Annotated in this window: 30 protein-coding genes; 2 read left to right on the top strand and 28 right to left on the bottom strand. The window is 47.2% G+C overall.

The window, feature by feature from the left end:
• Positions 1–38: 38 nt before the first annotated feature.
• From ACFQY8_RS07210 to ACFQY8_RS07075, 28 genes are all read right to left on the bottom strand, one after another.
• Complete coding sequence (locus ACFQY8_RS07210) at positions 39–224, bottom strand: type Z 30S ribosomal protein S14 (protein ID WP_021618609.1); 186 nt, start codon at positions 222–224, stop codon at positions 39–41.
• A gap of 3 nt (positions 225–227) precedes the next feature.
• On the bottom strand, positions 228–800 hold the full coding sequence (rplE, locus tag ACFQY8_RS07205) for a 50S ribosomal protein L5 (protein ID WP_377939242.1): 573 nt from the start codon (positions 798–800) through the stop codon (positions 228–230).
• Positions 800–1132 (bottom strand): 50S ribosomal protein L24, encoded by a 333-nt coding sequence (gene rplX / locus ACFQY8_RS07200; protein WP_377939240.1) that lies wholly within the window; start codon positions 1130–1132, stop codon positions 800–802. Before rplX ends, rplE begins: the two co-directional genes overlap by 1 nt.
• On the bottom strand, positions 1132–1500 hold the full coding sequence (gene rplN / locus ACFQY8_RS07195) for a 50S ribosomal protein L14 (protein WP_377939238.1): 369 nt from the start codon (positions 1498–1500) through the stop codon (positions 1132–1134). Before rplN ends, rplX begins: the two co-directional genes overlap by 1 nt.
• Positions 1501–1611: 111 nt before the next feature.
• Positions 1612–1878 carry a 30S ribosomal protein S17 gene (rpsQ, locus tag ACFQY8_RS07190; RefSeq protein ID WP_071414909.1) on the bottom strand — a complete coding sequence of 89 codons (267 nt, stop codon included), beginning with the start codon at positions 1876–1878 and terminating at the stop codon, positions 1612–1614.
• Between the two features lie 19 nt (positions 1879–1897).
• A complete protein-coding gene (gene rpmC, locus ACFQY8_RS07185; protein ID WP_377939236.1) occupies positions 1898–2131 on the bottom strand; it encodes a 50S ribosomal protein L29 in 234 nt (77 codons plus the stop codon).
• A complete protein-coding gene (rplP, locus tag ACFQY8_RS07180; RefSeq protein ID WP_377939234.1) occupies positions 2132–2551 on the bottom strand; it encodes a 50S ribosomal protein L16 in 420 nt (139 codons plus the stop codon). It abuts the gene before it with no gap.
• 6 nt (positions 2552–2557) lie between these two features.
• Positions 2558–3370 (bottom strand): 30S ribosomal protein S3, encoded by an 813-nt coding sequence (rpsC, locus tag ACFQY8_RS07175; protein ID WP_377939233.1) that lies wholly within the window; start codon positions 3368–3370, stop codon positions 2558–2560.
• The gene (rplV, locus tag ACFQY8_RS07170; protein WP_377939232.1) at positions 3370–3729 is read right to left on the bottom strand and encodes a 50S ribosomal protein L22; all 360 of its coding nucleotides are present in this window, start codon (positions 3727–3729) and stop codon (positions 3370–3372) included. Before rplV ends, rpsC begins: the two co-directional genes overlap by 1 nt.
• On the bottom strand, positions 3730–4008 hold the full coding sequence (gene rpsS, locus ACFQY8_RS07165; protein WP_377939230.1) for a 30S ribosomal protein S19: 279 nt from the start codon (positions 4006–4008) through the stop codon (positions 3730–3732).
• A gap of 15 nt (positions 4009–4023) precedes the next feature.
• Positions 4024–4854, bottom strand: a complete 831-nt coding sequence (rplB, locus tag ACFQY8_RS07160) for a 50S ribosomal protein L2 (protein ID WP_377939228.1) — start codon at positions 4852–4854, stop codon at positions 4024–4026.
• Between the two features lie 32 nt (positions 4855–4886).
• Positions 4887–5183 carry a 50S ribosomal protein L23 gene (gene rplW, locus ACFQY8_RS07155; protein ID WP_377939227.1) on the bottom strand — a complete coding sequence of 99 codons (297 nt, stop codon included), beginning with the start codon at positions 5181–5183 and terminating at the stop codon, positions 4887–4889.
• Between the two features lie 6 nt (positions 5184–5189).
• The gene (gene rplD, locus ACFQY8_RS07150) at positions 5190–5846 is read right to left on the bottom strand and encodes a 50S ribosomal protein L4 (RefSeq protein ID WP_377939226.1); all 657 of its coding nucleotides are present in this window, start codon (positions 5844–5846) and stop codon (positions 5190–5192) included.
• A 3-nt stretch (positions 5847–5849) separates the two neighbouring features.
• Entirely contained in the window at positions 5850–6500 is a 651-nt protein-coding gene (gene rplC / locus ACFQY8_RS07145) for a 50S ribosomal protein L3 (RefSeq protein WP_377939225.1), read from the bottom strand.
• Between the two features lie 11 nt (positions 6501–6511).
• Complete coding sequence (gene rpsJ / locus ACFQY8_RS07140; protein WP_006288664.1) at positions 6512–6820, bottom strand: 30S ribosomal protein S10; 309 nt, start codon at positions 6818–6820, stop codon at positions 6512–6514.
• A 361-nt stretch (positions 6821–7181) separates the two neighbouring features.
• Positions 7182–7961, bottom strand: coding sequence for a hypothetical protein (locus ACFQY8_RS07135; protein WP_377939224.1), 780 nt, complete (start codon positions 7959–7961; stop codon positions 7182–7184).
• Positions 7955–8326: a hypothetical protein gene (locus tag ACFQY8_RS07130; RefSeq protein WP_377939223.1), complete on the bottom strand. Its 372-nt coding sequence runs from the start codon at positions 8324–8326 to the stop codon at positions 7955–7957. The genes ACFQY8_RS07135 and ACFQY8_RS07130 overlap by 7 nt, the downstream gene beginning before the upstream one ends.
• Before the next feature lie 313 nt (positions 8327–8639).
• Positions 8640–11300: a bifunctional acetaldehyde-CoA/alcohol dehydrogenase gene (gene adhE / locus ACFQY8_RS07125; protein ID WP_377939302.1), complete on the bottom strand. Its 2661-nt coding sequence runs from the start codon at positions 11298–11300 to the stop codon at positions 8640–8642.
• Positions 11301–11519: 219 nt separating this feature from the next.
• Positions 11520–12383 carry a class C sortase gene (locus ACFQY8_RS07120; protein ID WP_377939222.1) on the bottom strand — a complete coding sequence of 288 codons (864 nt, stop codon included), beginning with the start codon at positions 12381–12383 and terminating at the stop codon, positions 11520–11522.
• 10 nt (positions 12384–12393) lie between these two features.
• Positions 12394–13374 carry a class C sortase gene (locus tag ACFQY8_RS07115; RefSeq protein ID WP_377939221.1) on the bottom strand — a complete coding sequence of 327 codons (981 nt, stop codon included), beginning with the start codon at positions 13372–13374 and terminating at the stop codon, positions 12394–12396.
• A gap of 127 nt (positions 13375–13501) precedes the next feature.
• Positions 13502–14437, bottom strand: a complete 936-nt coding sequence (locus ACFQY8_RS07110; RefSeq protein WP_377939220.1) for a prealbumin-like fold domain-containing protein — start codon at positions 14435–14437, stop codon at positions 13502–13504.
• Positions 14438–14482: 45 nt separating this feature from the next.
• The gene (locus ACFQY8_RS07105) at positions 14483–16633 is read right to left on the bottom strand and encodes a pilin N-terminal domain-containing protein (RefSeq protein ID WP_377939219.1); all 2151 of its coding nucleotides are present in this window, start codon (positions 16631–16633) and stop codon (positions 14483–14485) included.
• 36 nt (positions 16634–16669) lie between these two features.
• Positions 16670–19114, bottom strand: a complete 2445-nt coding sequence (locus ACFQY8_RS07100) for an MSCRAMM family protein (RefSeq protein WP_377939218.1) — start codon at positions 19112–19114, stop codon at positions 16670–16672.
• Between the two features lie 298 nt (positions 19115–19412).
• Entirely contained in the window at positions 19413–19901 is a 489-nt protein-coding gene (gene rpsI / locus ACFQY8_RS07095; RefSeq protein WP_377939217.1) for a 30S ribosomal protein S9, read from the bottom strand.
• A gap of 20 nt (positions 19902–19921) precedes the next feature.
• A complete protein-coding gene (gene rplM, locus ACFQY8_RS07090) occupies positions 19922–20371 on the bottom strand; it encodes a 50S ribosomal protein L13 (RefSeq protein WP_377939216.1) in 450 nt (149 codons plus the stop codon).
• A 177-nt stretch (positions 20372–20548) separates the two neighbouring features.
• A complete protein-coding gene (locus ACFQY8_RS07085; protein WP_377939215.1) occupies positions 20549–21169 on the bottom strand; it encodes an AbrB family transcriptional regulator in 621 nt (206 codons plus the stop codon).
• 10 nt (positions 21170–21179) lie between these two features.
• Entirely contained in the window at positions 21180–21812 is a 633-nt protein-coding gene (locus tag ACFQY8_RS07080) for a YigZ family protein (protein WP_377939301.1), read from the bottom strand.
• Positions 21793–23160, bottom strand: a complete 1368-nt coding sequence (locus ACFQY8_RS07075; protein WP_377939214.1) for an Mbeg1-like protein — start codon at positions 23158–23160, stop codon at positions 21793–21795. The genes ACFQY8_RS07080 and ACFQY8_RS07075 overlap by 20 nt, the downstream gene beginning before the upstream one ends.
• Before the next feature lie 104 nt (positions 23161–23264).
• Between ACFQY8_RS07075 and ACFQY8_RS07070 the strand changes: the two genes are divergently transcribed.
• Both ACFQY8_RS07070 and ACFQY8_RS07065 read left to right on the top strand, forming a co-directional pair.
• Positions 23265–24023 (top strand): acetoin reductase, encoded by a 759-nt coding sequence (locus tag ACFQY8_RS07070; RefSeq protein WP_377939212.1) that lies wholly within the window; start codon positions 23265–23267, stop codon positions 24021–24023.
• A 191-nt stretch (positions 24024–24214) separates the two neighbouring features.
• Complete coding sequence (locus ACFQY8_RS07065) at positions 24215–25828, top strand: DHH family phosphoesterase (RefSeq protein ID WP_377939211.1); 1614 nt, start codon at positions 24215–24217, stop codon at positions 25826–25828.
• The last annotated feature ends 226 nt before the right edge of the window (positions 25829–26054 follow it).

The raw sequence follows: 26054 nt of genomic DNA, 5'->3' as shown, positions 1-26054 counted from the left end.
CTCCGCTCCCTATAGGGCCGAGGACCTTCAACGTCGATTTACCAACTGGACTTCGTTACGCCTGGAAGCTCACCACGGTGAGCCTTCTCGCGAAGGCAAACGCGGCACAGGCCGAACTTGCGATAAACGGAATGTGGGCGACCGCAAACCTCGCAACGTGTATATGCACGAACTGCGAACTTAGGCTTACGAGCTGCCTTGTTCTTAAGAGCTGTCTTTGCCATCTCTTAGTCCTCCTTGAATGGGAAGCCGAGGTGCTTAAGCAAAGCCTTGCCTTCCTCGTCATTCTTAGTTGAGGTCACAACTGTGATATCCATACCACGGCGGTGATCGATGGAATCAGGATCAATCTCATGGAACATAGACTGTTCAGTAAGACCAAAGTTATAGTTACCGTTACCATCGAACTGATTACCGTTAATACCACGGAAATCACGAATACGTGGCAAAGCCAAAGTCAAAAGACGGTCCAAGAACTCCCACATACGATCGCCACGAAGAGTAACGAACGCACCAATGGCCTGACCTTCACGCAAATGGAACTGTGCTACAGACTTCTTTGCGCGAGTAATCTTTGGTTTCTGACCAGTGATAGCGGTGAGGTCACGTACTGCACCTTCGATGAGCTTAGAGTCGCGAGCTGCAGCTCCTACACCCATGGAAACTACTACCTTTTCCACACCTGGGACCTGCATAGGGTTGGAAATATTGAATTCCTTCTCCAAAGCAGGGATGATTTCATCCTTGTAACGTGCCTTAAGACGAGGAGTTGCTGGAGCCTCAATATTTACTTCGCTCATTACAGCTCCTTTCCAGACTTCTTAGCTACGCGTACGCGTACGCGCTTTACCTTGCCATCACGTGCTTCTTCCTTGACCACAACGCCAACACGAGTTGGCTTCTTAGTCTCTGGATCGATCAGCATCACATTAGAACGATGAATAGGTGCTTCTACGGAAACGATTCCGGACTGCTGACCCTGCTGAGTTGCACGGACGTGCTTCTTTACAATCTGAACGCCTTCTACGATAAGACGATCATTTGGAAGAACGCTCTGCACGGTACCTTCTGCGCCGCGGTCCTTACCACGAATAACCTTGACGAGGTCACCCTTCTTGATCTTCGCTACCATTAGATCACCTCCGGTGCCAAAGATACGATCTTCATAAAGCGCTTGTCGCGCAATTCACGACCTACTGGTCCGAAGATACGTGTGCCCTTTGGTTCACGGCCACTACCAAGAATAACCGCTGCGTTCTCATCAAACTTGATGTAGGAACCGTCTGCACGACGATGTTCCTTAACAGTGCGGACGACGACAGCCTTAACTACGTCACCCTTCTTTACCGAACCGCCAGGAATTGCATCCTTGACGGAAGCGACAATTACGTCGCCGATTCCGGCATAGCGTCGCTTCGATCCACCGAGCACGCGAATTGCCAAGATTTCCTTAGCACCCGTGTTGTCGGCGACATGAAGTCGCGATTCTTGCTGAATCATTGATTCTCCTTAGCCGAGCTGGTCCTCCACGCACACCCAAGGCCACCACTCCCCTTGCAACTACAAGAGTACAGTGACCTCAGGGTGTACACGGAGCCTTGCCGAACTTATTTACTTAGCGCGCTCAACGATAGCGTTGAGACGCCAACGCTTCGTCTTGCTCAAAGGCCTTGTCTCCATAATTGTAACAAGATCGCCGACATGTGCGTCGTTGTTCTCGTCATGGACCTTGACCTTGCTGTTGCTGCGAACAACCTTACCATACAATGGGTGGGTTGAGCGCTGCTCCAACTCAACGGTAATCGTCTTGTCCATTGCATCGGAAACTACGTAACCAGTGCGGACCTTACGATCGTTGCGTTCCAGCTTTTCAGCCATCTTTACTCCTCAGACTTTCCTATTCCTGCACTGGGGACTCGGTAATGCCGAGTTCACGTTCGCGAAGAACAGTGTACATGCGGGCAATATCACGCTTCACAGCCTTAATGCGGGAAGCATTTTCAAGCTGACCAGTAGCGTTCTGGAAGCGAAGGTTGAAAAGCTCTTCCTTCGACTTCTTGAGGAAGTCCTCAATTTCAGCGTTGGTCTTCTCGTTCAAATTCTTGATCGAGTATTCTGCTGTACCTGCCATTTAGTTGTCACCGCCTTCACGTGCAATGATTCGGCACTTCATAGGCAATTTATCAATTGCACGGCGAAGCGCCTCACGAGCAACTTCCTCAGAAACGCCGGAAATCTCGAACATTACGCGTCCTGGACGAACATTTGCAACCCAAAACTCTGGTGCGCCCTTACCGGAACCCATTCGAGCACCAAGAGCATGCTTAGTCAAAGGACGATCTGGGAAGATTGTAATCCACACGCGACCACCACGCTTAATATAGCGGGTCATTGCAATACGTGCAGCTTCAATCTGACGGTTGGTGATGTAAGCAGGAGCAAGAGCCTGAATACCGAAATCACCGAAAGCGATTTCGTTACCACCCTTGGACATACCGGAGCGAACCGGACGGTGCTGCTTACGGTATTTAGTTCTCTTTGGGATAAGCACTTTGTCTTACTCCTTTACTTCAGCAGTTTCAGCTGGAGCGGCAGCTTGAGCTTCAGCCTGAGCTGGAGCCGCCTGCTGTGCACCGCGCTGAGCAGCTGCACCACGGTTGTTACGACGTGGACGACGATCACCGCGACGAGAGCGGTTGTTCTGCTGAGCCTGCTGCTCTTCGAACTGCTTCTCAGTCATGTCGCCCTTGTAGATCCATACCTTTACACCGATTTGACCATAAGTGGTAGATGCTTCAAAGAAGCCGTAATCGATGAGTGCACGGAGAGTCTGCAGTGGAACGCGACCTTCGCGGTAGAACTCAGAGCGAGACATTTCTGCACCGCCCAAGCGACCGGAAAGCTTGATACGAATACCCTTTGCGCCAGCTCGCATTGCATCCTGCTGAGCCTTACGCATCGCACGACGGAAAGTAACGCGATTTGCAAGCTGCTCAGCGATGGACTGTGCAACGAGCTGTGCATCGATTGCAGCATTCTTCACTTCGAAGATGTTGAGCTGGACTTGCTTTCTAGTGATCTTCTCAAGCTTTGCGCGTACACGATCAGCTTCTGCACCACGACGACCGATAACGATGCCTGGGCGAGCTGTGTGAATGTCTACGCGAACACGGTCACGAGTGCGCTCGATAACGACGCGGGAAACGCCTGCACGCTCGAGGTCCTTGTTCATTGCTTTACGGATCTTGTCATCCTCAAGAACGAAATCGCGGTAACGCTCGCCCTGCTTGTTGGAATCAGAGAACCACTTAGAACGGTGATACTCGGTTACGCCGAGGCGGTAACCAAATGGATTTACCTTCTGGCCCATTAGCGTGCACCTTCCTTATCTGCAACGATGACCGTGATGTGGGAAGTGCGCTTGTTAATGCGACCTGCGCGACCCTGTGCACGAGCACGGAAACGCTTGAGAGTTACACCCTCGTCTACATAAGTAGCTGCTACTACCAAATCGTTCTCACGGAATGGTTCGTTTGCTGCTTCAGCCTTAACGCGTGCATTCGCGATAGCGGACTCAAGTACCTTAAGCACTGGAGTAGATGCTGCTTGTGGAGCAAACTTTAAAATGGTAACGGCTTCGGTTGCCTTCTTGCCTCGGATGAGGTCGACGGCGCGGCGAGCCTTGCGAGGCGTCACGCGTACGTGACGTGCAATTGCCTTAGCTTCCATTTAGCGGCGTCCCTTCTTATCATCCTTCACGTGGCCACGGAAAGTACGCGTTGGAGCGAACTCACCGAGCTTGTGTCCTACCATCGATTCAGTAACGAACACTGGCACATGCTTACGACCGTCATGAACAGCGAAAGTGTGACCAATGAAGTCAGGGGTAATCATGGAACGACGAGACCAAGTCTTAATAACGTCGTGAGTACCCTTTTCGTTCTGAGCGTCGACTTTCTTCTGCAAGTGGGCGTCGACGAATGGGCCCTTCTTGATGCTTCGAGTCATCTCTTCGACACTCCCTTACTTGCGGTTCTTACCGTTAGGACGACGACGAACAATCATCTTGTTCGAAGCCTTCTTAGGACGACGTGTACGAACCTCACCCTTACCCCATGGGGATACTGGTGCCTTACCACCGCGGGTACGACCACCATGTGGATGGTCCACAGGGTTCATAGATTCACCACGGGTGTGTGGGCGCTTGCCCATCCAACGTGCACGACCTGCCTTACCAAGCTCAATGTTAGCGTGTTCGGAATTACCTACTTCGCCAACGGTTGCGCGGCAGTTAGCGTCTACGTTACGAATTTCGCCAGATGGCATGCGTAGCTGTGCGAGGTTACCGTCCTTAGCTACAAGCTGTACGGATGCACCTGCAGAACGTGCAATCTTTGCGCCACCCAAAGGACGAAGTTCAATTGCATGAACAACGGTACCTGTTGGGATGTTGCGAAGAGGCAAATTGTTACCAGGCTTGATATCTGCCTGTGCACCTGTTTCGATGGTGTCACCCTGCTTGATACCTTCTGGAGCGATGATGTAGCGCTTCTCACCATCTGCAAAATGGAGCAATGCAATGCGAGCAGAACGGTTTGGATCGTACTCGATGTGTGCAACCTTTGCTGGTACGCCATCCTTGTCCCAACGCTTGAAGTCGATGAGACGATACTGGCGCTTGTGACCGCCACCACGGTGACGGCTCGTGATGCGACCGTAAGAGTTACGGCCACCAGTCTTGCTCAACTTACGGAGCAAGGACTTTTCAGGTGTGGAACGCGTAATTTCGGAAAAGTCCGAAACAGATGCGTTACGACGACCTGCAGTCGTTGGCTTATATACGCGGATAGCCATAATATGTTTTCCTTAACTTTCTCGGCTACTGCTTAGTTACCAAAAATATCAATAGTCTGACCTGCTGCAACTGTAACGATTGCACGCTTCTGTGAAGCACGCTGACCGTAACCAGTGCGTGTGCGCTGACGCTTGCCTGCGCGGTTCAGAGTATTTACGTTAGTAACCTTAACCTTGAAGATTTCTTCTACAGCTTGCTTGATCTGAATCTTATTTGCGGAAGGAGCTACCACGAAAGTGTACTGACCGCGATCAGAGTTCATATAAGCTTTTTCAGAAACTACTGGCTTGATGATGATGTCATGTGCTGGCTTATGAATTGCGACCATTGTTACTTAGGCCTCCTTAACAGCAGTCTTAGCAGCAACGAAAGCTTCAAGAGCTTCCTTTGTGAAGACGACATCTTCAGCTGTGACTACGTCGTAGGTGTTCAACTGATCTACGAAGAGTACATGTACGTAGGTGAGATTACGAACAGAAAGCCATTCGGTAATCTGCTCGCGAGTAAGTACAACGGTGGTAAAACGAGACTCAACTGGAGCAAGAGCTGCCTTAGCAGTCTTGGTCGATGGAGTTTCGCCCAAACCGAAGTCAACTACGTGTACGCGACCTGCATTCATACGATCAGAAAGAACGTAACGAAGTGCTGCTGCCTTCATCTTCTTTGGAGTACGCTGGGTGTAGTCACGAGGTACTGGACCATGTACTACTGCACCTCCTGCGAACTGCGGAGCGCGAATGGAACCCTGACGAGCACGTCCAGTGCCCTTCTGCTTCCAAGGCTTCTTGCCGCCGCCAGAGATACGTGCGCGATTCTTTACAGCATGAGTGCCCTGACGAGCAGCTGCAAGCTGTGCGATAACAACTTGGTGTACGAGTGGAACGTGTGCACGCACAACATCCTGCTCAATTCCGAAGAGCTCTACAGGAGCATCTACAGAACCTGCTGCCTTGCCGTTAGCATCGGTGATGTTCAAAGTTACGTTTGCCATACCTTATGCTCCCTTCACTGCAGTGCGTACGACAACGAGGGAACCCTTAGGTCCTGGAACCGCGCCCTTGATAGCGAGGATGCCATTAGCTGCGTCAGACTTTACTACAGTCAAGTTAAGAGTGGTGTGAGTGTCATGACCCATGCGACCTGCCATGCGCTTACCCTTGAGGATACGACTTGGAGTCGCACATGCGCCTACAGAACCTGGGCGACGCTCATTCTTGTGAGAACCATGGGTACGACGATAGGACTTGAAGCCCCAACGCTTGATAGTACCTGCGAAGCCCTTACCTTTGGTAGTGCCCGTTACGTCAACGGTAGCACCTTCGCCAAATACTTCTGCAGTGAGTTCCTGACCTGCTTCGTAGTTCTCTACGTCTTCAGTGCGGAACTCTACGAGGTGACGGCGTGGGGTGACGCCTGCCTTAGCAAAGTGACCAGCCAATGGCTTGGAGACCTTAGTAGGGTCAATAGCGCCGAAACCAATCTGAACAGCCTTATAGCCGTCAGATTCCTCATTCTTTACAGCTGTAACAACATTGGTGTCTACTTCCACCAAAGTTACTGGAACGAAGAAACCATTCTCATCCCATACCTGAGACATGCCGAGCTTCTTGCCCAACAATGCCTGACGATTGTTATTAGATGTCATTTCTCCCCTCCCTACAGCTTAATCTCAATATTTACATCTGCTGGCAAATCGAGACGCATCAAAGAATCAACTGCCTTTGGAGTTGGGTCTACGATGTCAATGAGGCGCTTATGGGTGCGCATCTCGAAGTGCTCGCGAGAATCCTTGTACTTATGAGGAGAACGGATAACAACAAATACGTTCTTCTCAGTAGGAAGTGGAACTGGGCCAACTACAGTTGCACCCGCGTTCGTGACCGTTTCGACAATCTTCTTAGCCGACTGGTCGATGACCTCATGGTCATAGGACTTAAGCCTGATGCGGATTTTCTGTCCCGCCATTCGCCGTCCGCCCTTTCTTGCGATCGATACATTTCCAACCTGTTCAGAGCACTAACCGGCAAATTTCGCCCGTGGACGATTCCCCATCAGTGCGTAGCTAGCGGCACTTACCGCTGCCACGCTCGCTATTTAAGATATTAAGCATAAAAACATGCGAGCCTAAAACAGGCAACTCATCAATTTAAGCACGACCCATGCCTAAAAAATTCGGGCGTGTCGAGTGCTACGCACCGCTTTACAGCATTTCAAATTTTGCATCCATAAAACCGTGCCAATGAGTACGAAAGTCAAGAATACACGTATCCTTCCGTTCGACACGCATGCGCATGTACGGCAAAATCAGCAATTTTTGATTTCCTATTTATTTCACGCTTCTCACAGAAATAAGTGCATGCGTTTTCGGGTAAACGCGCACGATATATAGCTGAGACGGTTGAGCGATGTCATCCAGACCATAGGTGCCGAAACTCACATCGTATTGTGCTTTAACTCTATAGAGTCCCGGTGATTTTGCACGTTCTAAATCAGTAACTGAGGAAGTCCCTTGCTGATTTTCTCGATAAAAAGTCCCCTCATATGTGATGTCATTCGTCACGCCTGCTCTCCCTGCCCTATGATGTTCAGCAGAGACTGCACGTGCCACACCAATAACCGGCCCGTGTTGTATATCGTAAATTGTATCTTTCGTGAGCGATACTCCAAAAAGTGGCATCGCAACTCCCAGAAAGACGAATATTATCACTCCCACGAAAGCCAAGAACCTTCTCCAGGCCTTCTCCATCACACTCTTAATCGATATTGCACGCGTTTTACGGTTCACTTCATCACCGTTGTACGTATCGTGTTTTACACGTCGTTTAGCAGCCCAAACCTGTATCTTTTGCACTTGCATAAATAAAGCACATAAACATAGAACATCGATATAGATGCCCACATAGAGCACCGTTAACGCCTTGAATCCAACAACGTAGAGGGCATACTTACCTGTGCCAAAGTTGCCTAACACAAACCACGAGAGGACGAGTATCCCAAGGGCAACGCTCGCGATCGTTATCCATTTCTTTGCGCGATTCATCTGCGACATCTCACGCATCACTTCTCGTGTAGATAAACGATAATATCCCACTGAGCCGCCTACCACGCACGTATACACGCTTGAAGTGCAACTACCGATAAAGCAGCCCACATAACAACGAAGAAAATAGTCATAATCACGCCGAGTGAGTTATATCCTGCTAACTCCATAAAGCTCTTCTGCCCAGCAAGCTCTGTAGAATCCGTCACAAATTCTTGTTGTGCGCGTAGTTTATTGTCACGATATTTTATGTAGAGTCTCAGCCATATCAAGCAACCACGTATAATCGCACAGAGGACAAAAATTGCTGTCGCCATAGAAATACACAATGCCATATGTGATGCTTTCCCACTATGTTGACTTGTCTCAGCCGTTGTACCAATCGACGCTATAAGACCAATCGCCAAAATCCAGCCAAGTGCAACCCTCATCTTTTTATTCAGAGGTGAAAGAAAGCGCAGAAAAATAATCCATATTGAGCGTAAAGCCAAGAAATTATGAATCACCATATTCGCGTTTCTCCATCCTCTTGCACCAATGATTGTCACATAACAACTTATGTAACTTTATGTGATTATTAAGAGATTATACGGGAACCATCACACAAGATTATTCCCCACGAGAATACAAAAGGCAACTCTCGCTACAAGCTTTACTTTGTATATCTTGCGAGAGCTGCCTAGGTGTGTTATTACACACTACTCTACATAATTCGGCACATTTCCGATTGAGAAGAATTAACTCCTACTCAGCGTCTTTCGCTGCACGCTCAGCACGAATCTTCTTTCCTTCTTCCTGCGATACACCGTAATATGCTGCGATAGCAATATCTTTCATATCCTCAATCTGTGGGATACGCGGATTTGCTGGAGTGCACTGGTCTTCGTATGCACGCATACCAATCTGATCGAGTACAGACCAGAAATGATCCTCATCTACACCAGCAGCTTGGAAGGACTTATCCATGCCAAGTTTATTGTCGCGATAATCCTCTACAGCCTTCGCCAAGTTTTCTACACCCTCTTCCGGCGTATCTGCCTTAATGCCAAGCTGCTTGGCAATATCTTGGTAACGCTCAAGTGTGTTGTAACGGTCAAACTTTGGCCATGATGTTGGCTCCAATGGAATCTGTCCATTATAACGAATGACATATGGAAGCAAAATGGAGTTTGTACGTCCGTGAGCGATGTGACACAAAGCACCAATGGTATGAGCCATCGAATGGCACATGCCTAAGAACGCAGAGCCAAATGCCATACCTGCCATGGTTGCAGCATTATGTACTTTTTCTTGCGCACGCTGGTTTGTCTGACCTTCAAGAACCGAAGGAGCGAGATTCTCCCAGAGCAGTTTAAGCGCATGGAGAGCCATACCATCGGTAAAGTCATTCGCATAAGCAGATACGTACGCCTCCATCGCATGAGTAATAGCATCGAAACCAGAATCAGATGCGACTCGGCGAGGCTGCGTGCGAGAAAGTACAGGATCAATAACAGCGACAGATGGAGTCAATGAGTAGTCCGTAATTGGATACTTAATACCTGTCTTTGTGTCTGTGATAACTGCATATGGTGTAACCTCAGAACCCGTACCCGACGTCGTTGGTATGCATACAAGCTTTGCCTTCTTACCAAGCTCCGGTAGACGGAACGCGCGCTTACGAATATCGAAGAACTTCTCACGGATATCACGGAACTCAATTTCTGGGTGTTCATAGAGCAACCACATAATCTTTGCTGCATCCATAGGAGAACCACCACCGATAGCGATGATGGTATCTGGCTGGAACTCTTCGCGCATCATGCGAGCACCACGCTCAACAGTGTCAATGGAAGGCTCCGACTCGACATAGTCGATAATGCGCCACTCTACCTTGTTGAGACGCTGACGAAGCTGCTGAATAGCCTTGTCGACGATACCCAAATCTAAAATGACTTTGTCGCAAACGAAGACGACACGATTGACGCCAACCATATCACGCAAGTAACGGATAGCATTTGGCTCAAAGTATGTCTTAGGTGGAATCTTGAACCACTGCATGTTGTTGTTCCTTCTTGCTACGCGCTTGACATTGATAAGATTGACTGCCTGAACATTGCCTGCTACAGAGTTGCCACCGTATGAACCGCAACCAAGGGTAAGGGACGGTGCAATAGCATTGTAGATATCACCAATACCGCCAAGAGAAGCCGGTGAGTTCCAGATAATGCGGCATGCATGCATACGCAAGCCGTACTCTTTAGCAAGCGCTTCATTATTGGTGTGAATGGCAGCAGTGTGCCCTTCGCCGAACTTCAGCATCTGCTCACACATCTCAAACGCTTGATCCTTATCTTGCGCACGCATTACTGCATGAACCGGGCAAAGCTTTTCCAGTGTGAGAGGCTCAGCATACCCTACTTCCTTGCATTCCGCTGCGATAATCACAGTATCTTCAGGAATGGTAATACCTGCCTGCTGAGCAATCCACAATGGCGACTTACCTGCTACGGCGCCGTTAAGCTTTGGGACTATGCCATCTTTTGCGTACTGCCCAGCAGTGGTGCCAAACATGAACTTTTCAAGCTTGGTCTTATCATCTCCCGTGACAAAATAGGTGTGACGAGTCTTCATCTTCTCAACCAAAGCATCGTACACATCCGTATGAGCGATAATGCCCTGCTCAGTAGCGCAAATCATGCCATAGTCAAAATGCTTCGAAAGTACAAGATCGTTGACCGCACGGTCGAGGTCGACATCGTTATCAACATAAGCAGGAGCATTACCTGCACCTACGCCCAGCGCTGGCTTTCCTGATGTGTATGCAGCCTGAACCATGCCAGGACCACCTGTCGCGAGAATAGTCGCCACGCCAGGATGCTTCATCAAAGCACCTGTCGCCTCGATAGATGGATGCTCAATCCACTGAATGCAGTCCTTTGGTGCGCCAGCAGCCACTGCAGCATCTCGTACTATCTTTGCTGCTGCCTTCGAGCACTCCTGCGCAAATGGGTGAAAACCGAAGACGATAGGACAACGAGTCTTCAAAGCAATCAACGATTTAAAAATCGCGGTAGATGTAGGATTTGTTACTGGAGTCACACCGGCAACTACACCAACTGGTTCAGCAATCTCGGTGATACCATCAACTTCATCTTCTCTGATGATGCCTACAGTGCGCTGATTTGCAAGGTGGTGAGTGACATGCTCACACGCGAAGATATTCTTTGTAGCTTTATCTTCTACCATGCCGCGACCAGTTTCTTCCACCGCCAACTTCGCGAGTTCCAAATGCGCATGAAGAGCTTCAATCGATGCTTTAGCTACGATATAATCAATTTTCTTCTGATCAAAGCTTTGATATTCATCAAGTGCTACAAGCGCGCGCTTGACGAGAGTATCTACTTCCTTCTGTGCATCTGTCATCTCTGGCTGTGCTTCCTTTACAGGTGCCTTTTCAGCTGTCTTTGCCACGAGGACCTCCTTCGGCCTGATAGGACTTCTATGTCTCTTAATGTGTTGTACATCACATTTTATGAGGTCGTGCACGGAAACTCAAATAAATAAGAGAACTTTCATAAAGTTAGTTTACAAAAGTCCTCTTAACCCACTATTTTATTTGTATCACCAGTGAGAAATCGATAACTAGTTTTTCTCAAACTCGACCTGATTGCTTCTGTGTAGCTTTACTCGCTGACGATGGATAACACATATAAGTGCAAGAATTATCGCCCCCGAAACGACACAAGCAATGAGATATTTTCGTTTCAGAGAATAAATATCGTTGAGCTTGAGGTTCGCATCTGGGGTGTATGGAATCCTATAACCTGTCACCAGCAAACGGTGAGAATTAATACCTAGCGGCGTGCAGGTTAAAAGAGACACGAGATCCTTGCTAGGTTGCACAAGTATCGGCTTAAAATCGCTCGGTTCTATGACTTTTATACTATTTACCTTATATGCGAGCACTTTATCGAGAACGTGAATAAAGAAGACATCTCCCTTCTTTACTTTGTCTAAATCTGTAAAAATCTTTTTCGTAGGGAGACCTCGGTGTCCCGCCAAAACTGCATGAGTACTCTTGCCACCGACAGGCAACGACGTCCCTTCCATATGCCCCACACCTTTGCTCAGGACTTCATCGGAAGTTCCGGCATAAATAGGTAAAGACTGCTGAATTCTCGGAATTTCTACATAGCCAATTTTTTCTTTGACTTCAAGCATACGAGCGTATTCTGCGACTCCCTGCCGTTTTTGCGAGGGAGTAAACGGCTCGACGAGCTTTGAAGCATCGATTGTGGAGTTATATGCCTTCGCAAGCTTCAGCTTTTTAGCAATCTCCTCTTGAGAGACTGATTTCACAGCAGTATCGTAATTAGAAATTTCACGCTGCGTGCCTAACTCATAATAGAGATTTGACACCGTAGGATAGAGAAAAATACTCAAACCTACAATAAAAACGATGATTGCAATGATGCTACGTTTTATCCCCTTCTTACGTTTAGCCATTGCTCTCGCCTCATTTCTGCTCACGAGCCGTCTCTCCCCCGTTCTCATTGCCCTTTGCAGTCGCTGTCTCCTGCATGAGCTCACGTTGCACTGCTAGCCGTTTGAGCATAATCTTTCTCTTACGACTCAGGTACAGAATCGTCATCACAAGCACCGCAATGATTACAACTGATACGTAGAAGAGATATTTATAGATAAATGCTGCTCGATTTTCCGCTATAATCTTCTCATCCGCGGCTGGCACATAAGGGACACGATGTCCTCGTACAAGTAAACGATGCGTATTAACATACAGTGGCGTACATGTCAGTAAAGTAGCGTAATCATGACCAGGTACGATAAGAAGCTTTGAAAAATCGGTTGGCTCAATGACGGAAATCTGATCTACTTGGTATGCAAGTGTCGTTTTTAAATTGTGAATATAAAACTTATCGCCCTTTTTCATCTTGCGAATATCGGTAAAAAGACGAGCAGTTGGATAACCAGAATGAGCAGTCAGCACAGTGTGAGTAGAGTTTCCACCAATGGGCAGCGACGTACCCTCCAAATGCCCTACACCCTTAGCGAGCACTTGTTCACTCGTACCCGCATAGATAGGGATATCTACGTCAATGCTAGGAATTTCAACGTGTCCCAGCATTTCATGCACTTCGAGCATCCGCGCATACTCTGCGACGCCTTGCTTCTTCTGATCTTTTCCATAAGGATCTTTGACGAGATTTGTGAGAGTAGAGTTGTATGCTTCAGCAAGCTTCATGCGCTTGTTGATCTCTTCTTGAGAGATGGATCTACTTGTCTCGTCGAAGTCTGCTACTTGCTGGCGCGACTCGATACGATAGTATAACTGCGAAATTTGTGGGTAAAGAAGCACCCCAAGTCCAATGGCAAAAACGAGCCCAATTGCTATATTGACGATAAGCTTTTTACGTTTACGAGTGCTCAGAGACTTGCTCGGCTTATGAGTAGGATTGACATGTCTCTTATCTGTCATACTTGCCGCCTTCTCCCGTCTCCTTCGGATATTCTGTCAGACAAATTAAAATCGTGATGCTCAAAATAGTAATGGTTCGGCAGAAGCGACAAGACTTCTAACCGAACCATGAGAAATACGCATATCTTTAGATTCTCTGATATTTCTTGCGATAAACAGCTATACCCAGACTTACGAAAAGTACTGCGATGAGTGCAATAGCTATCACTGACGCACCAGTTTTGGCAAGGGGTGGAATATTTGGCTTCCTATGATTTTCAATCACAAGGACCTTGTGCTTCCTTCCCTGATTTGTAGAAGAATCAATGGTAAAGTGTACGTATCCGTTGAGCTTGACAAAGCCATCGGGTGCCTTCGCTTCTTCAAGCGCATAGTTACCATAAGGCAAATCACTTACATGGAACTCACCATTTTTATCTGACGTTACGGTCAAAGCTTTACCTGATACCATGACGTCAGAATATGTATGGGTAACTTTATCGTAGGTATATACCTTGAATACTGCTCCGCTCAAAGGGGTCTGTGCAGCATCATCACCTACTTTGAGGAAGTAATAGTTTCCGGTAGGTGCATGAGGATTCTCTACGATAGACTTTGCATCAATGTCAATGACATGCGACGTTCCAGCATCGCGAGTGTCTACCATAAACTCGAATTTATTGAGATTATCAGAGGTCGGGAAACTCCCACGCACGTAGAAGATACCTTGCTTTACATTCGACGTATGAATTCCATCACGCATAAACGTGACAGGGACTTGTACAGCCGAGTAAGTGGCGTCAAGTGCTCCCTGAGTCTTCTCATGAAGTTTTTGGAATGTGTCTTGAATGTCTCTATTCTCAGCCAATGCAGATGACGGAACTTCCCACATCTGTAGATTCGTCGATGTGCTTCCACCGTATGCCGCGTAGATAGCATCGTAATTCTTGATATGAATGTTCAGAGTGTACGACGTATCTTGCGCATGAGCGGCACTTGCTGTGAAAGATACAAGGACGACAAAGAAGACAGTTATAAGTGCAGCCATACCAGTTAAAACTGACTTCATTGTGTTGTACTTCATACTGCCTCCTTTATCTTCTCGTATATCTTGTGTTGTCGCAGATGTTTACTCTGCGTCTGATTCAGACTTCTTGTTGTTCATCTTCAAAGCCACAACTGCTGCAACCATGATGGCGATACCAGCAATAGTGAAGAGAATGGTACCCATGCCACCAGTTTGTGGGATGGTAACCTTCTTGTTGATGACCTGAGTTGCAGTCTTGGAAGCATCAGTTGGACTGTATTCGATGTTTCCAGTGGTGTATGACCCGGGCTTTACTTCGAAGCTGATTGGTGCAGAGTTTAATGCGTAACCAGCTGGTGCTGCGATTTCTACGAGGTTGTATGTATCCTTGCGCAGACCGTTAATTTCGAAACGACCAGCTTCGTCAGAAGTCAGCACGAGTGCATCATCTTGGGAGTCTACCCAGCGATATTGCTCATTCATTGCTTCATATGCTGCCTTCATCGCATTGTACTTAGCATCGATATTTGCCTGAGTGGTAGAAGTATTGTCCTTATTGAACTTCGCAATTTCGTCCTGATATGCCTTCATAGCAGATTCATAAGCAGCCTTGTTCGCTGTGTTTGTTGCATCTTCCTGAAGAGCGAGGAACTTTCCTGCACTGTTCTTGATGACAAACTTTGCGCCTGCAAGACGTTCAGTCGCTTCTTGAGAAGTCTTGACCCACTTCTTTCCGAAGGTGACGACTGTCACGTGCTTTGGACCGATTGGCTGTGGGTTGACGTTCTTCTTGTTGACTACGACAACATTACCATCAGTATCTACAGAGTAGTTTGGTACCCAACCATCAACTGCAGTTTCTACTACTCGGTAGGACTTGCTATCGTCAAGACCTGTGAAGGAACCTGTAGTCTTAGTAGCGTTAAGCTCTAAGGACTGACCAGATACATTGGTCCAGCCATTGTCCGCTGCACCAGCTGTTTCGCTGTCTACTGTAGTTGGATCAAATACCTGAAGAGTGTACGTAATCTTCAAACCAGCAGGCCAGTCAGTTGTAGGAGAAGCAGCAGTTGGTCCGTTTGTGAAGGACTTCTTTACAGTAATCTCGTGATTCTTTGGAGTTACGGTTGGAGGATTGTTGTCGCCTGGCTCTGTGGTGTATCCAGGATTGTTTCCATAGTGGAAGGTGGAGGAGTTATCGAGAGCCTGCTCAATTTGAGCGTCTTCCGTAACGTTTGCAGAATACTTGAGAGTAAATGTCACAGCCTTGTTCTGACCGTTGACAGCTGGGTCTGCACCCAAAACCTTGAAGGAAGCATCCGTTGGCGCGGTAACCTTTGCAAGCTTAGTCAGGCCAGAAGCCTTCAGTGCAAGCGCGAAACCTTTATCTGTGTATGTCACAGTGTAGTCACCTTGAGCAAGGTTTACACCTGCATTATCAGTAATAGTGACATCCTTGTTCATCTTGAGACCAGCAGACATGGTATCGTTCCAATCTGCCTTGTTCAGAGTAGAACCAGCCGCAATCTTAGTAGTAAGAACGAATGGTACATTGTCGCCCTTAGTCACAGACATGCCGTGATTCTTGACATCGCTACCAGTCTTATCTGCAGAAGTATCGAGTGCCTTGCTGTGCTCTGGCTTGCCAGTTTCTGTATTCTTTGGATAAGTCTGAACATTATCAAGAATAGAACCATCAGCCTTTACGAATGGAAGAGTTACCTCGATATCAGTTGCCTTCTGACGTGAAAGAGTCTGACCATCAGCGCCCTTATATTCAGAAAGCTCTTTGACTTCCACGAATCGGTATACGGTTGGCTTGGACTGATCAAAATTGGAAACGTTCAAAGCAAGACCAGTTGCTGTGGTCAGCCCGCCAAGTGCATCCTTAGCTGAGGATACTTCTTGACCATTTGCATTAATCCACTTTCCAGCCTTGTTCTGTGCTGCGAAGTAAACGCCTGCTACTTCCTTAAGGTCCTGACCAGCAAGTGTAGAAAGCTCGCTGAGAGACTGAGTACCATCATACTTCTCAGGACTTGTCCAACTATCCAACTGAGTATCAGTCATCATCAACTTGTGAATGGTAACTGTGCTTGTCTTATCATTAGCGGCGTGCGCCACTACAGCAGTACCCATTGCAGCTGCAGGAGTACCTACCATCATAAAGAGTGCAACGAGTGCAGCTAATACTTTAGACTTTGCTCGCATCATCTCTCCTCTCTTATCATCGACATGATGTATGGGGTTCATACAATTTCCTGTACACACGTTTGTGTGCGCAAAATCTTATTTATTCTTTGCTTTACTTCGATATCCGAAGGCGATAGCAATACCTATAAGCATCACGATGCATCCTGCGACAGTGAACATACGAGTTCCACTGCCACCTGTATGCGGATACTCTGGTTTCTCATTAAAAATCTTGAGGCTTCTCATATCGTCCACCTTGTCCTGCACGTCGTATCTATACAGCACAGTTGATGGCAAATTCGAAGAATCTAGCAGCGTAACGGTCCTGTTGTCCGGATTGACACGAATCGTGTATGACTTATTCGTCTTTACATACCCCGCCGGAGCGCTCACCTCAGTGAGGATATAGTCACCACTTAACCCGTCTGGTAGAGTCATCGTTAGTGGTGTCATTTCAGTTCCGTCAGATGGCTGTGTAGACAAATCAAACTCAAAAGTATCTTTACCAGTAGGCACAGCGTGTGTATTCCCGGCTACAGCGGTTAGCTTCAGGACAAGTTTCCCAGATGTAATAGGCACTTCCTGCGTTTCGCTACCATCTCCAGCGACGTGAGTCATCTTAACTACCTGCACCTTCATCGGTGGATAGGCAGAGTCCTTTATGGTGATAGTGATGTCACGACCAGCACTCGAAGAAGACTCTCCAGTAGCAGTATTCCTCCATGTGACGGTTCCATCATCATGAACGTCAATCACGTAAGTTGCACTATCAAGCTGATAACCATATGGAGCTTCTTTCTCCTTCAAGAGATACTGTCCTGGGTCTAAATCTTCAAAGGAAATGAGTCCACGTGAATCCGTTGTTTTCTCAAAAGATGTACTAGCTGAAGTGCTGTTGAGCTTGAGCTCAAAGGTAGCACCGGCAAGAGTCTTACTCACATCGTCAGCATCCACCTTTTTCACAGCGAACTTACCTTTGACAGGCGTCTTTTTATCGCCAACTTGAAGCTGACCAGATGAGTTAAGAGCTACAGTATTATTCTGCATGTCTTTAATAGTGAAAGAGCCACCCGCAACAGTTACGGTGTACACAGTCGCATTAAGGTCATAACCGGAAGGAGCCACAGTTTCCTGCAACATATATGTACCGTCAGTAAGTTTACGGAAAGTAAGAGTACCGTCTGCGCCGCTTGTTTGTGTACTGACAACTTCTCCAGCAGAATTCTTTAGAGTGAAGGTTGCACCTGCAAGCCGTGTTGTAGTTGCATTCACATCCACCTTAACTACGGAAAGCGAAACAACGTTTGGGTTGTACTCATAAGTCATCTGATTTTGACTCGGTCGTTTTTCACTACCCGTCGGTCCCACGCCTTGCCAGAATGTCAACGTAATGCTATCAAGCTGGCTCTGTGTAAGATTCTGAGCTTCGATACGCGAAAATAGAGTCTGCGTATCTTTAAACGAAATACTCGCAGTATCGCCAGTATAAAGATAGTGGTCATGCACATTCTTCCAAGCAGTATTACTTGAAGCAATACCATCGGTATACATCCAAATAAGTTGTTGCTCAAGAAGATAGTGCTGATAATTCTTCGTCTTCTTCCGCTTCGCAGAAAGAATACTATCAGTGCTACCTTGAGTCTGATAATAGTAAAGCGCCATTTTAATGTGCTTAATAATCTCTTCTTGAGAAGTATACGGTCGATATTGAGCATCCTGAGAACGTGTCGAAATAACTCCATTCTCGCCATAGACAGCGGGATTATCTTCAGAGAGCTTCTGGAAGTAATAATTTTTTGCTTTGGCAGTAGAAATGCCGTCAATACGAGAAGTTCCGATTACTTCATTCAACGTAGATGTCTTGCCATCAACACAAAATGACGGTAATGTCTGAGACCCATCGACACTACTAATTCTAAAACGCGATACATATCCATCGTCGTAGTAATACCCTACCCAATTCGTCTTGATAGTAGAACCAGTCTGTGTACCTGTCGTCGATTCTTGCGTATCAGTTAGCTGAGTATAAACACCGTTCTCTTCTTTGAGAAGCATGAAGTCGAACTTGAACATATCTGACGTGAACTTCCAGTATTGAAGTTTCGACGCAGGAATCTTGAAAGAAAGAGTAATTATATTCGTCGCAGACAGTGTAGGAGTAAAAATCGAAGTATAGCCATCAGGAACATAAGTCGTCTGCTGGGAGTATGCATATCCATTGATAACATTTCCACTTGCCACTGGAGAATTAGTGTCTTCAGAAAGAAGCTGAACACCCATAGTGTTGGCAGTCTGCTTCATGCCAAAAAGGCGTGGCTTATCCATCGTTACTGTGTACTTCACGACATAATAGTCAAGGCTATATGAGCCTGTGCCGCCAGTATAGTGTGGGTAGATACCACTCAAAGCGACTTCAGGCGTAATCGTGGTGTCTGCTACAGCGACAGAGCTTCCTAACGCGGTAGTTAGAACAAGAAGCAGAGAAAGAGTGAAAACTACAAGATGCTTAACCATATGTCGGACATGCGTTGGAGTAAACAATTAACTTTCCTCCCCTCTGATACTTCTCATTTAATAATCTCTACAAAATTATTTGAAAGATGAGCTCTATACTAAGCCCCCCCCCACGACTTTCGGCGTGTACTTTTTAGAAAGTTTTCCAAAATTCAATATTGTTATAGGAAAAATCCTTTGTGATCGCATTAATTTTTGTCAGTCGATGCATCTTTACTCTTCCACAACGCAACTTTGCGTTACATGCACCTGTCTGCCGCCCAAAAACAAAAAATCCTGCTCCACCGAAGTGGAGCAGGATAAAACCAAAACGGTAAGTAAAAACTTAACGCTTGGAGTACTGAGAAGCCTTGCGTGCCTTGTGCAAACCAGCCTTCTTGCGTTCTACTGCACGAGCATCACGAGTAAGGAAGCCAGCCTTCTTCAAAGCTGCGCGGTTAGCATCACGATCGATAGAGTTCAAAGCACGAGCTACACCGAGACGGACAGCACCTGCCTGACCGGTCACGCCGCCACCGTCTACGAGAACGATGACGTCAAACTTGTTTTCGAGCTTGAGCAAAACGATTGGAGAGTTAACCTCGCGCTGGTGCAAACGGCTTGGGAAGTACTCTTCAAGAGTGCGACCATTAACGGTCCACTTACCAGAACCCGGTACCAAACGTACTCGAGCAACTGCTTCCTTGCGACGACCAGTGCCGTAGCCAGGAGCGATTGCAGAAGTACCGGTGCCAGCACCTGCATTGGTTTCAGAAGTGTAAGAAGTGAGTTCTACCTCGGTCTCAAGAACCGCGGAGCTTGCATTTTCAGCCATTGTGGATTCTCCTTTCGGTCCTACTTAGCCTGCTGAGAGACCTGAGTGATCTCTACAACCTGTGGCTTGTTTGGGGTATGTGGGTGTTCAGCACCTGCATAAACGCGCAGACGAGCAAGCTGTGCCTTAGCAAGCTTGTTCTTAGGCATCATGCCCTTAACTGCAGCACGAATGATACGTTCTGGATTCTTCTCAAGAAGCTCTGCGTAAGTATCTGCACGCAAACCACCTGGGAAACCAGAGTGCTGATAAAGATTCTTTGCCAACTTATTGCCGCTCAAAGCAATCTTGTCCGCATTGATGACGATAACGAAGTTACCGCCATCAGCATGTGGAGCAAAAGTAGGCTTGTTCTTGCCACGAAGCAAGTTTGCTACCTGTACCGACAAACGACCGAGTACCACGTCAGTAGCGTCTACAACGTACCATTCGTGGCTTAAGTCACTTGGGCGTGGAGTGAAAGTCTTCACTTTGTAACCTTTTCTTTCATTGTGTTCCAGATGCCTTATGACATCCTTTATCCGTGGGCTCCCTGAAAGTCCTAGTGAGCGAGTGGGAAAGCGCTTTCCTGGACCCCTATAGGGAAACACAACAATCTTTTATGTTAGCGGAATACTTCGACGAGTGTCAATCTCTTTTGCCGTATCTCAAGCAGTCCGTCTTTTCTCCTGCATCCTTACCGCTGCATGAGCTACATCCGGCGAAGAATCATGCGTCAGAGTATCGAGCGTTTCATCATCCGTATGTGGATTTTCTGCCACTGCACGACGTACCATCGCTGCAAGAACCGCAGGAGCTTTGCTATCTTCCTCAGTGCCGAGACTAGCGAGATATCGCAAAGTATCCGTTTCTGTGTGCTCATCTTCAGCACCTTCCATGCGCATACGCCATGACGTCACCGGGTTTGTCAAAGCCTTCGCTCGTACGACACTATCTTCATCCTTCGTCAGACGACCCACAAGCCAATCTTTTGATGACGTATTTGCTGCAACAGCTGCACGCACTCGCGCCTCAGGATCTGTCGAAAGTTTGACAAGAATGTTTGGATAAGGCATCGTCTCCGCCAAATACACTCGGTCTTCCACAGGAGTGCTCATATTTCCTGCTACAGCTTCCAGAAGTGCTGTGGCACGCGAAAACGCAGCGGCATCACTTGAATCTGGAAGTGGCGTATGGCATCGAGTGTGTAGCTCTGAGGAATCATCTGTATGTCGCAAAAATTCATACTCAGTAGTCAGGGCAGTATTTGACGTTTTTTCTGTAGCCATAATCTCTACTCTATTCCATCATCGATTCAAGCTCACCGCGCACGAGCTTTACTGTATCCTGAAAGACGCGCCGTATAGCCTGCTCCACACGGTCAACTTCTGATATGGGAACCAAAAATTCTACGCTCACCTTATCCGTAAAATTCTCGGCGTGTATCACGCCTCGATACTGCTTTATAAGGTGCTGTAACGTGGCATATTGTGAGTAGTCAAGGTCACACACCATACCCTGCGCAGGAACGACACGAGACATTTCTGCAGCTTTCAACGCCCCAGATGCCGCTGTAGAGTATGCGCGAACCAAACCACCAGCGCCGAGAAGTACTCCCCCAAAGTAACGAGTTACCGCGATGGCAGTGTCCGTCGTACCGGAGCGTCGCAAGACCTGTAGAACGGGCTTTCCCGCAGTTCCACTCGGTTCACCGTCGTCGCTCATTCTTTCTTGAAACTGCGCTTCGCTTGCTCCAACAATTGCTGCAAAGCACACATGCCTCGCCTTAGGATGTTCAGCACGAATAGATTCAACGAAAACTACGGCTTCGTCAAGATTTTCTATATGACACGCATCTGCGATAAATTCTGACTTCTTCTCAACGAAAGAAAAATGTGCGGGTTGCGTATATTTATTCGTTACTGTCTGCATCATGAGTCGTGTCGGTAGGAGTTACTGCGTCGATAATTCTATCAGTTAGGGAAGCAAGGGACTTCACGACTGAGCTTGACTGTAAATCTGGCGTACTCCACGTGGCAGGGTTCATCATAGATGTCGCCCAATTAAAGTGGAAGATTTTGGCAAACAGATTCGTAAATGGATCTACAAGTTTTGCTCGTTCATCCTCATCAAGTGACCTGAACTTTTGCCACATAGCTGGCGCAGAGATGGAGATATTATTCGCTAAATCGGTAAAGTTGTCGTACCCTGATGCCTCAACTATGGCAAACATGGCATCGATAATCTCGCGACGTTCCTGTCTATCCATCGTATTCGTCCAAGCGATGTAAGCGCTAGAGAGATTATCGGCAGAAACTGTAAGAGCATCGTCATGTACAAAATCATCACTGTCGAGGTCCACGTCCCAGGAGAAAAGGAAATGCTGATTGATGCCAGTCGCATTACTATGAATCACCTGATATGGTTCCGTATATTCAAACATCATTCCAATAAACGACTCTTGCGGCACAAGTTTTGTCAGTCGATGAGATATATCCTTAAACTCCTGCGACTGCATAATATCTGTCATGGATCCTGGTCCGTCAAAAGTATATATATGCTGGATACGCGAGCGCACATCATCATCACAATGTACAGCAGCATACACAGCAGTATTGCCGCCTTTAGAGTGTCCGCCTATAATAAGCGGATGATGTGAGCGCCTAGCTATAGTGTTGACATAACTTACAGCCGAAATTTGCGACGGAATCACGTCATCAAACGCGAGCTGAAAGTCTTCTCTCCAACCTACAAACGTTGCTTCTGTACCGCGTAAAGAAATGTATTCCGTACCATCTGGAAGCAAAAACGTCATAGCGGCAAATTGCTCATTGTTATATCGCTCTTCATTGAACTGGTAGACGAATTCCCCAACTTGAACATCACGATATCGAGGCGACCCTATCATAGCCGTAATGAGCTCCACCATCTGCTCACGGCTCGCCTCAGATGAGAAAGTCAAAGAAAAATCTTCCGCATGATAAAACGCTTGATAAAGGCTCGTAAAACGTTCCTCGTCTTCGAGCTGCACAGGGTTTTGCGGTTTGTGAGCCAGCCAATTTTTGACACGTTGGAAGTAATGCACAAGAGTTGAAGCCTGCGCTTTGGCTTGCTTCGACTCTAGTAAAGCAGTATTCGAAGAAGCGAAGGTAGTAAACGGTTCTGTCAGCTGCGCGTAAGAAAGCTGCGCGAAAATAGCGGCGTCAACGTCGTTAAAAGGGATAACGTCAAAAGTCGCAAACTGCGAGCGCGCATAATCAATAATGGAACCGAGTCTCATAACCTACATTCTACTCATATATCTGCTGCGTTTTTCTCTAGACATGTGTGTTATGCTCAAAGTCACATGCGCAAAGATGTGCATGAGATTTTGAGGAGGAAATTATGAAGGTAGCAATTGTAACTGGTGGTGGACAAGGCATCGGCGAAGGTATCGTTCGTCAGCTTGCTCAAGATGGTTTTACTGTAGCAGTTGCTGATATCAATAAAGACAATGCAGACAAAGTAGCGGCTTCTGTAGGAAATGACTCCAAGGGCTACTACGTCAATGTTGCTTCTCATGATGATGTCAAGAAACTTGTAGAAGACGTCGTAGCAGACTTTGGTCAGCTTGATGTCATGGTCAACAATGCTGGAATCTGCCGCGTAGAGCCATTCCTTGAGCAGACAGATAAGGCTCTTGACGATTTGCTCGACATCAATGTGAAGGGCGCATTCTACGGCACTTACGAAGCAGCGCATCAGTTTATCAAGCAAGGTACGAAGGGAAAGATTATCAACGCATCTTCTATCGCTGGCCATGAAGGATTCACTCCTCTGGCGGCATACTCAGCAACAAAGTTTGCTGTGCGCGGTCTGACTCAAACTGCGGCGAAAGAGCTTGCTCAGTACGGCATCACTGTAAATGCGTTCTGCCCAGGTATCGTTCTCACTCCTATGTGGGATGAAATCGACCGTCGCCTTAGCGAGATTAACCATGTGCCTGTAGGTGAGAGCTTGAAGAAGACTATCGAGGGTATCGCTTTGGGTCGTGGTGAGACTCCTGCAGATGTGGCAAACCTCGTATCCTTCCTCGCAAGTGAGAAGTCTGACTACATCACCGGTCAGGCAATCCTCGTGGACGGCGGTATGAAGTACGTCTAAAACGCTACTCGTCGCGTGTGTTTCGAGCACTTAATGGGCGACTTGACAGCTACTTGACAAGTTACTTGTATGAAGCCTTTCTCTTCCACAGAGAAAGGCTTCTAATTTTCTCTCTTTAGTTTTTTGGCTTCTCTACAGGTTTCTAACAGCTTCTCTGACGGTTTCTCTGCACTGAGTTACCATAAAAAAACATGTCACACTACTCACCACTCGTCAAAAAGTTTATAGAACGCTCCGGCCTCACACCAGAATTTCTGCGCGAATTAAATACTCCCTATGGTGCTCAGCTCGACGGTATGGATAAGTTCATATCGGCTCTTCACTCTTACAAATCTGCAGAAATAACGATTGCACCGGATTTTGATATGGATGGTATTACGTCGGGAATCATTCTCTATGCGGGGCTCAGTCAATTAGGCTTCACTATCAATCTCAGTATTCCCCACTATGAGCACGGTCACGAGTTTGGCATAGAAGACGTGGACGACATCATGCATGACTTCCCAGATACAAAAGTAATTCTCACATGCGATTGTGGAGTAAATTCCACTGAGGGCATCCGCTATGCTCAATCACAGGGTCTTGCCGTACTCGTCACAGATCATCATGAGCAAGAGACAGCATGTCCAGCTGACGCAATGATAGACCCTTGCGCACGCAACTCTTCCTATCCGTTGCCTGGTATTTGTGGCGCAGCTGTTGCTTTCTTAATGGTGAGCGCATACGCACGTCGATACGCATCTGACAGCGAACGTAAATACTTAAATCTCCTCATTCTCTTTGCTGGAATAGGAACCATTTCTGATGTCATGCCTCTCGTCCACGATAATCGTTTCTTGGTACGCCAATCTCTAGAACTCACCCGTGAGCTTATCTCCAAACCTCTCGCGCTAGATGTACTACGTGCCGATGCAAACGTTCACCCAGTCTTTCTCACAGCATTTGAGGGGTATGTACAACTTTTAGCACAGTTGGCGATAAAGATCGAAAACTGCGATGAGCAGTTCTACTCCTATACTCTTGCTCCGATGTTTAATGCCCCGCGTCGCGTAGGGTCACCTATGGTTGATGCTTTCAACGTTTTCATTGGCAAAAATGAGCAGATACGAAAAACGGCAATTGTCCATCTTGTAGCGGCAAATAATAAGCGTAAAAAGGCAGTTGCCCAGTATATGGAAAGTCTAGACGATACATACGCACCGTACGTGTACATTACTGACGCTCCTCAAGGTATGCTTGGACTTCTTGCGGGTCATCTCATGCATCGTTCACAACTGCCGACAGCGGTCGTACACGTTAACGAAGAGAATCAAACCATCGATGGCTCCATGCGCGCGCCAGACTACTACCCAATCATCGACATGCTTGCCCATCGAGACGGTCTAGAAGTCGTAGGTCATCAGGGAGCTTGCGGCGTACGAGGCCCTTTAGAGTCACTTACTGATGCGCTCACCGGTATATCAGTGCCAATGAACTACCTGCCAGAACCCGTACTGACCATAGGCGAGAGTGACGATGATGTGACATGGTGGGACCAAGCGGCATTGAGCTCTTTGGCGGATTTCTTGGAAAGTATTGGACCATTTGGGAAAAACTTTGAATATCCTATCTTTGAACTCAATATACCTGTCGGTGCCACTCAGCAAACTCTAGGAAACAGCAAGCAGCATCTTAAACTCTCCATGCCGGGGTGTCCGCCCGTGCTCTTATGGAATACTTCTGAACTTCCTGAGCGACTTTTTGTCCGGCTCAGTTATAACTATTTCAGAGGACGCAAGACACTACAGATGGTGGGGAATAATTAGAGTTTCGATATTTTAAAGGCACCGTCATTATTTCAAACTAACTAGTGTCACTACCAAATCAGTGTCACTATAGTAACACTTTTTGGACACTTTCGGACACTTTCGGACACTTTGTATTATTCCGCCAAACCACCGCTCATCTCAGTAAATAAGTCGGGCTTATAGGACAAAATGTGTTGCTGGCTAGTTAGTAATAAAAATCTTGTCGGTGCTCGCTCTTGTGGAA

Origin of the sequence: Alloscardovia venturai, assembly GCF_042676605.1 — a bacterium.
In the GTDB taxonomy this organism is placed as follows: Bacteria; Actinomycetota; Actinomycetes; order Actinomycetales; family Bifidobacteriaceae; genus Alloscardovia; species Alloscardovia venturai.
Note: the sequence above shows the minus strand (reverse complement) of the source record. Positions and strands in the feature narration are given on the sequence as shown.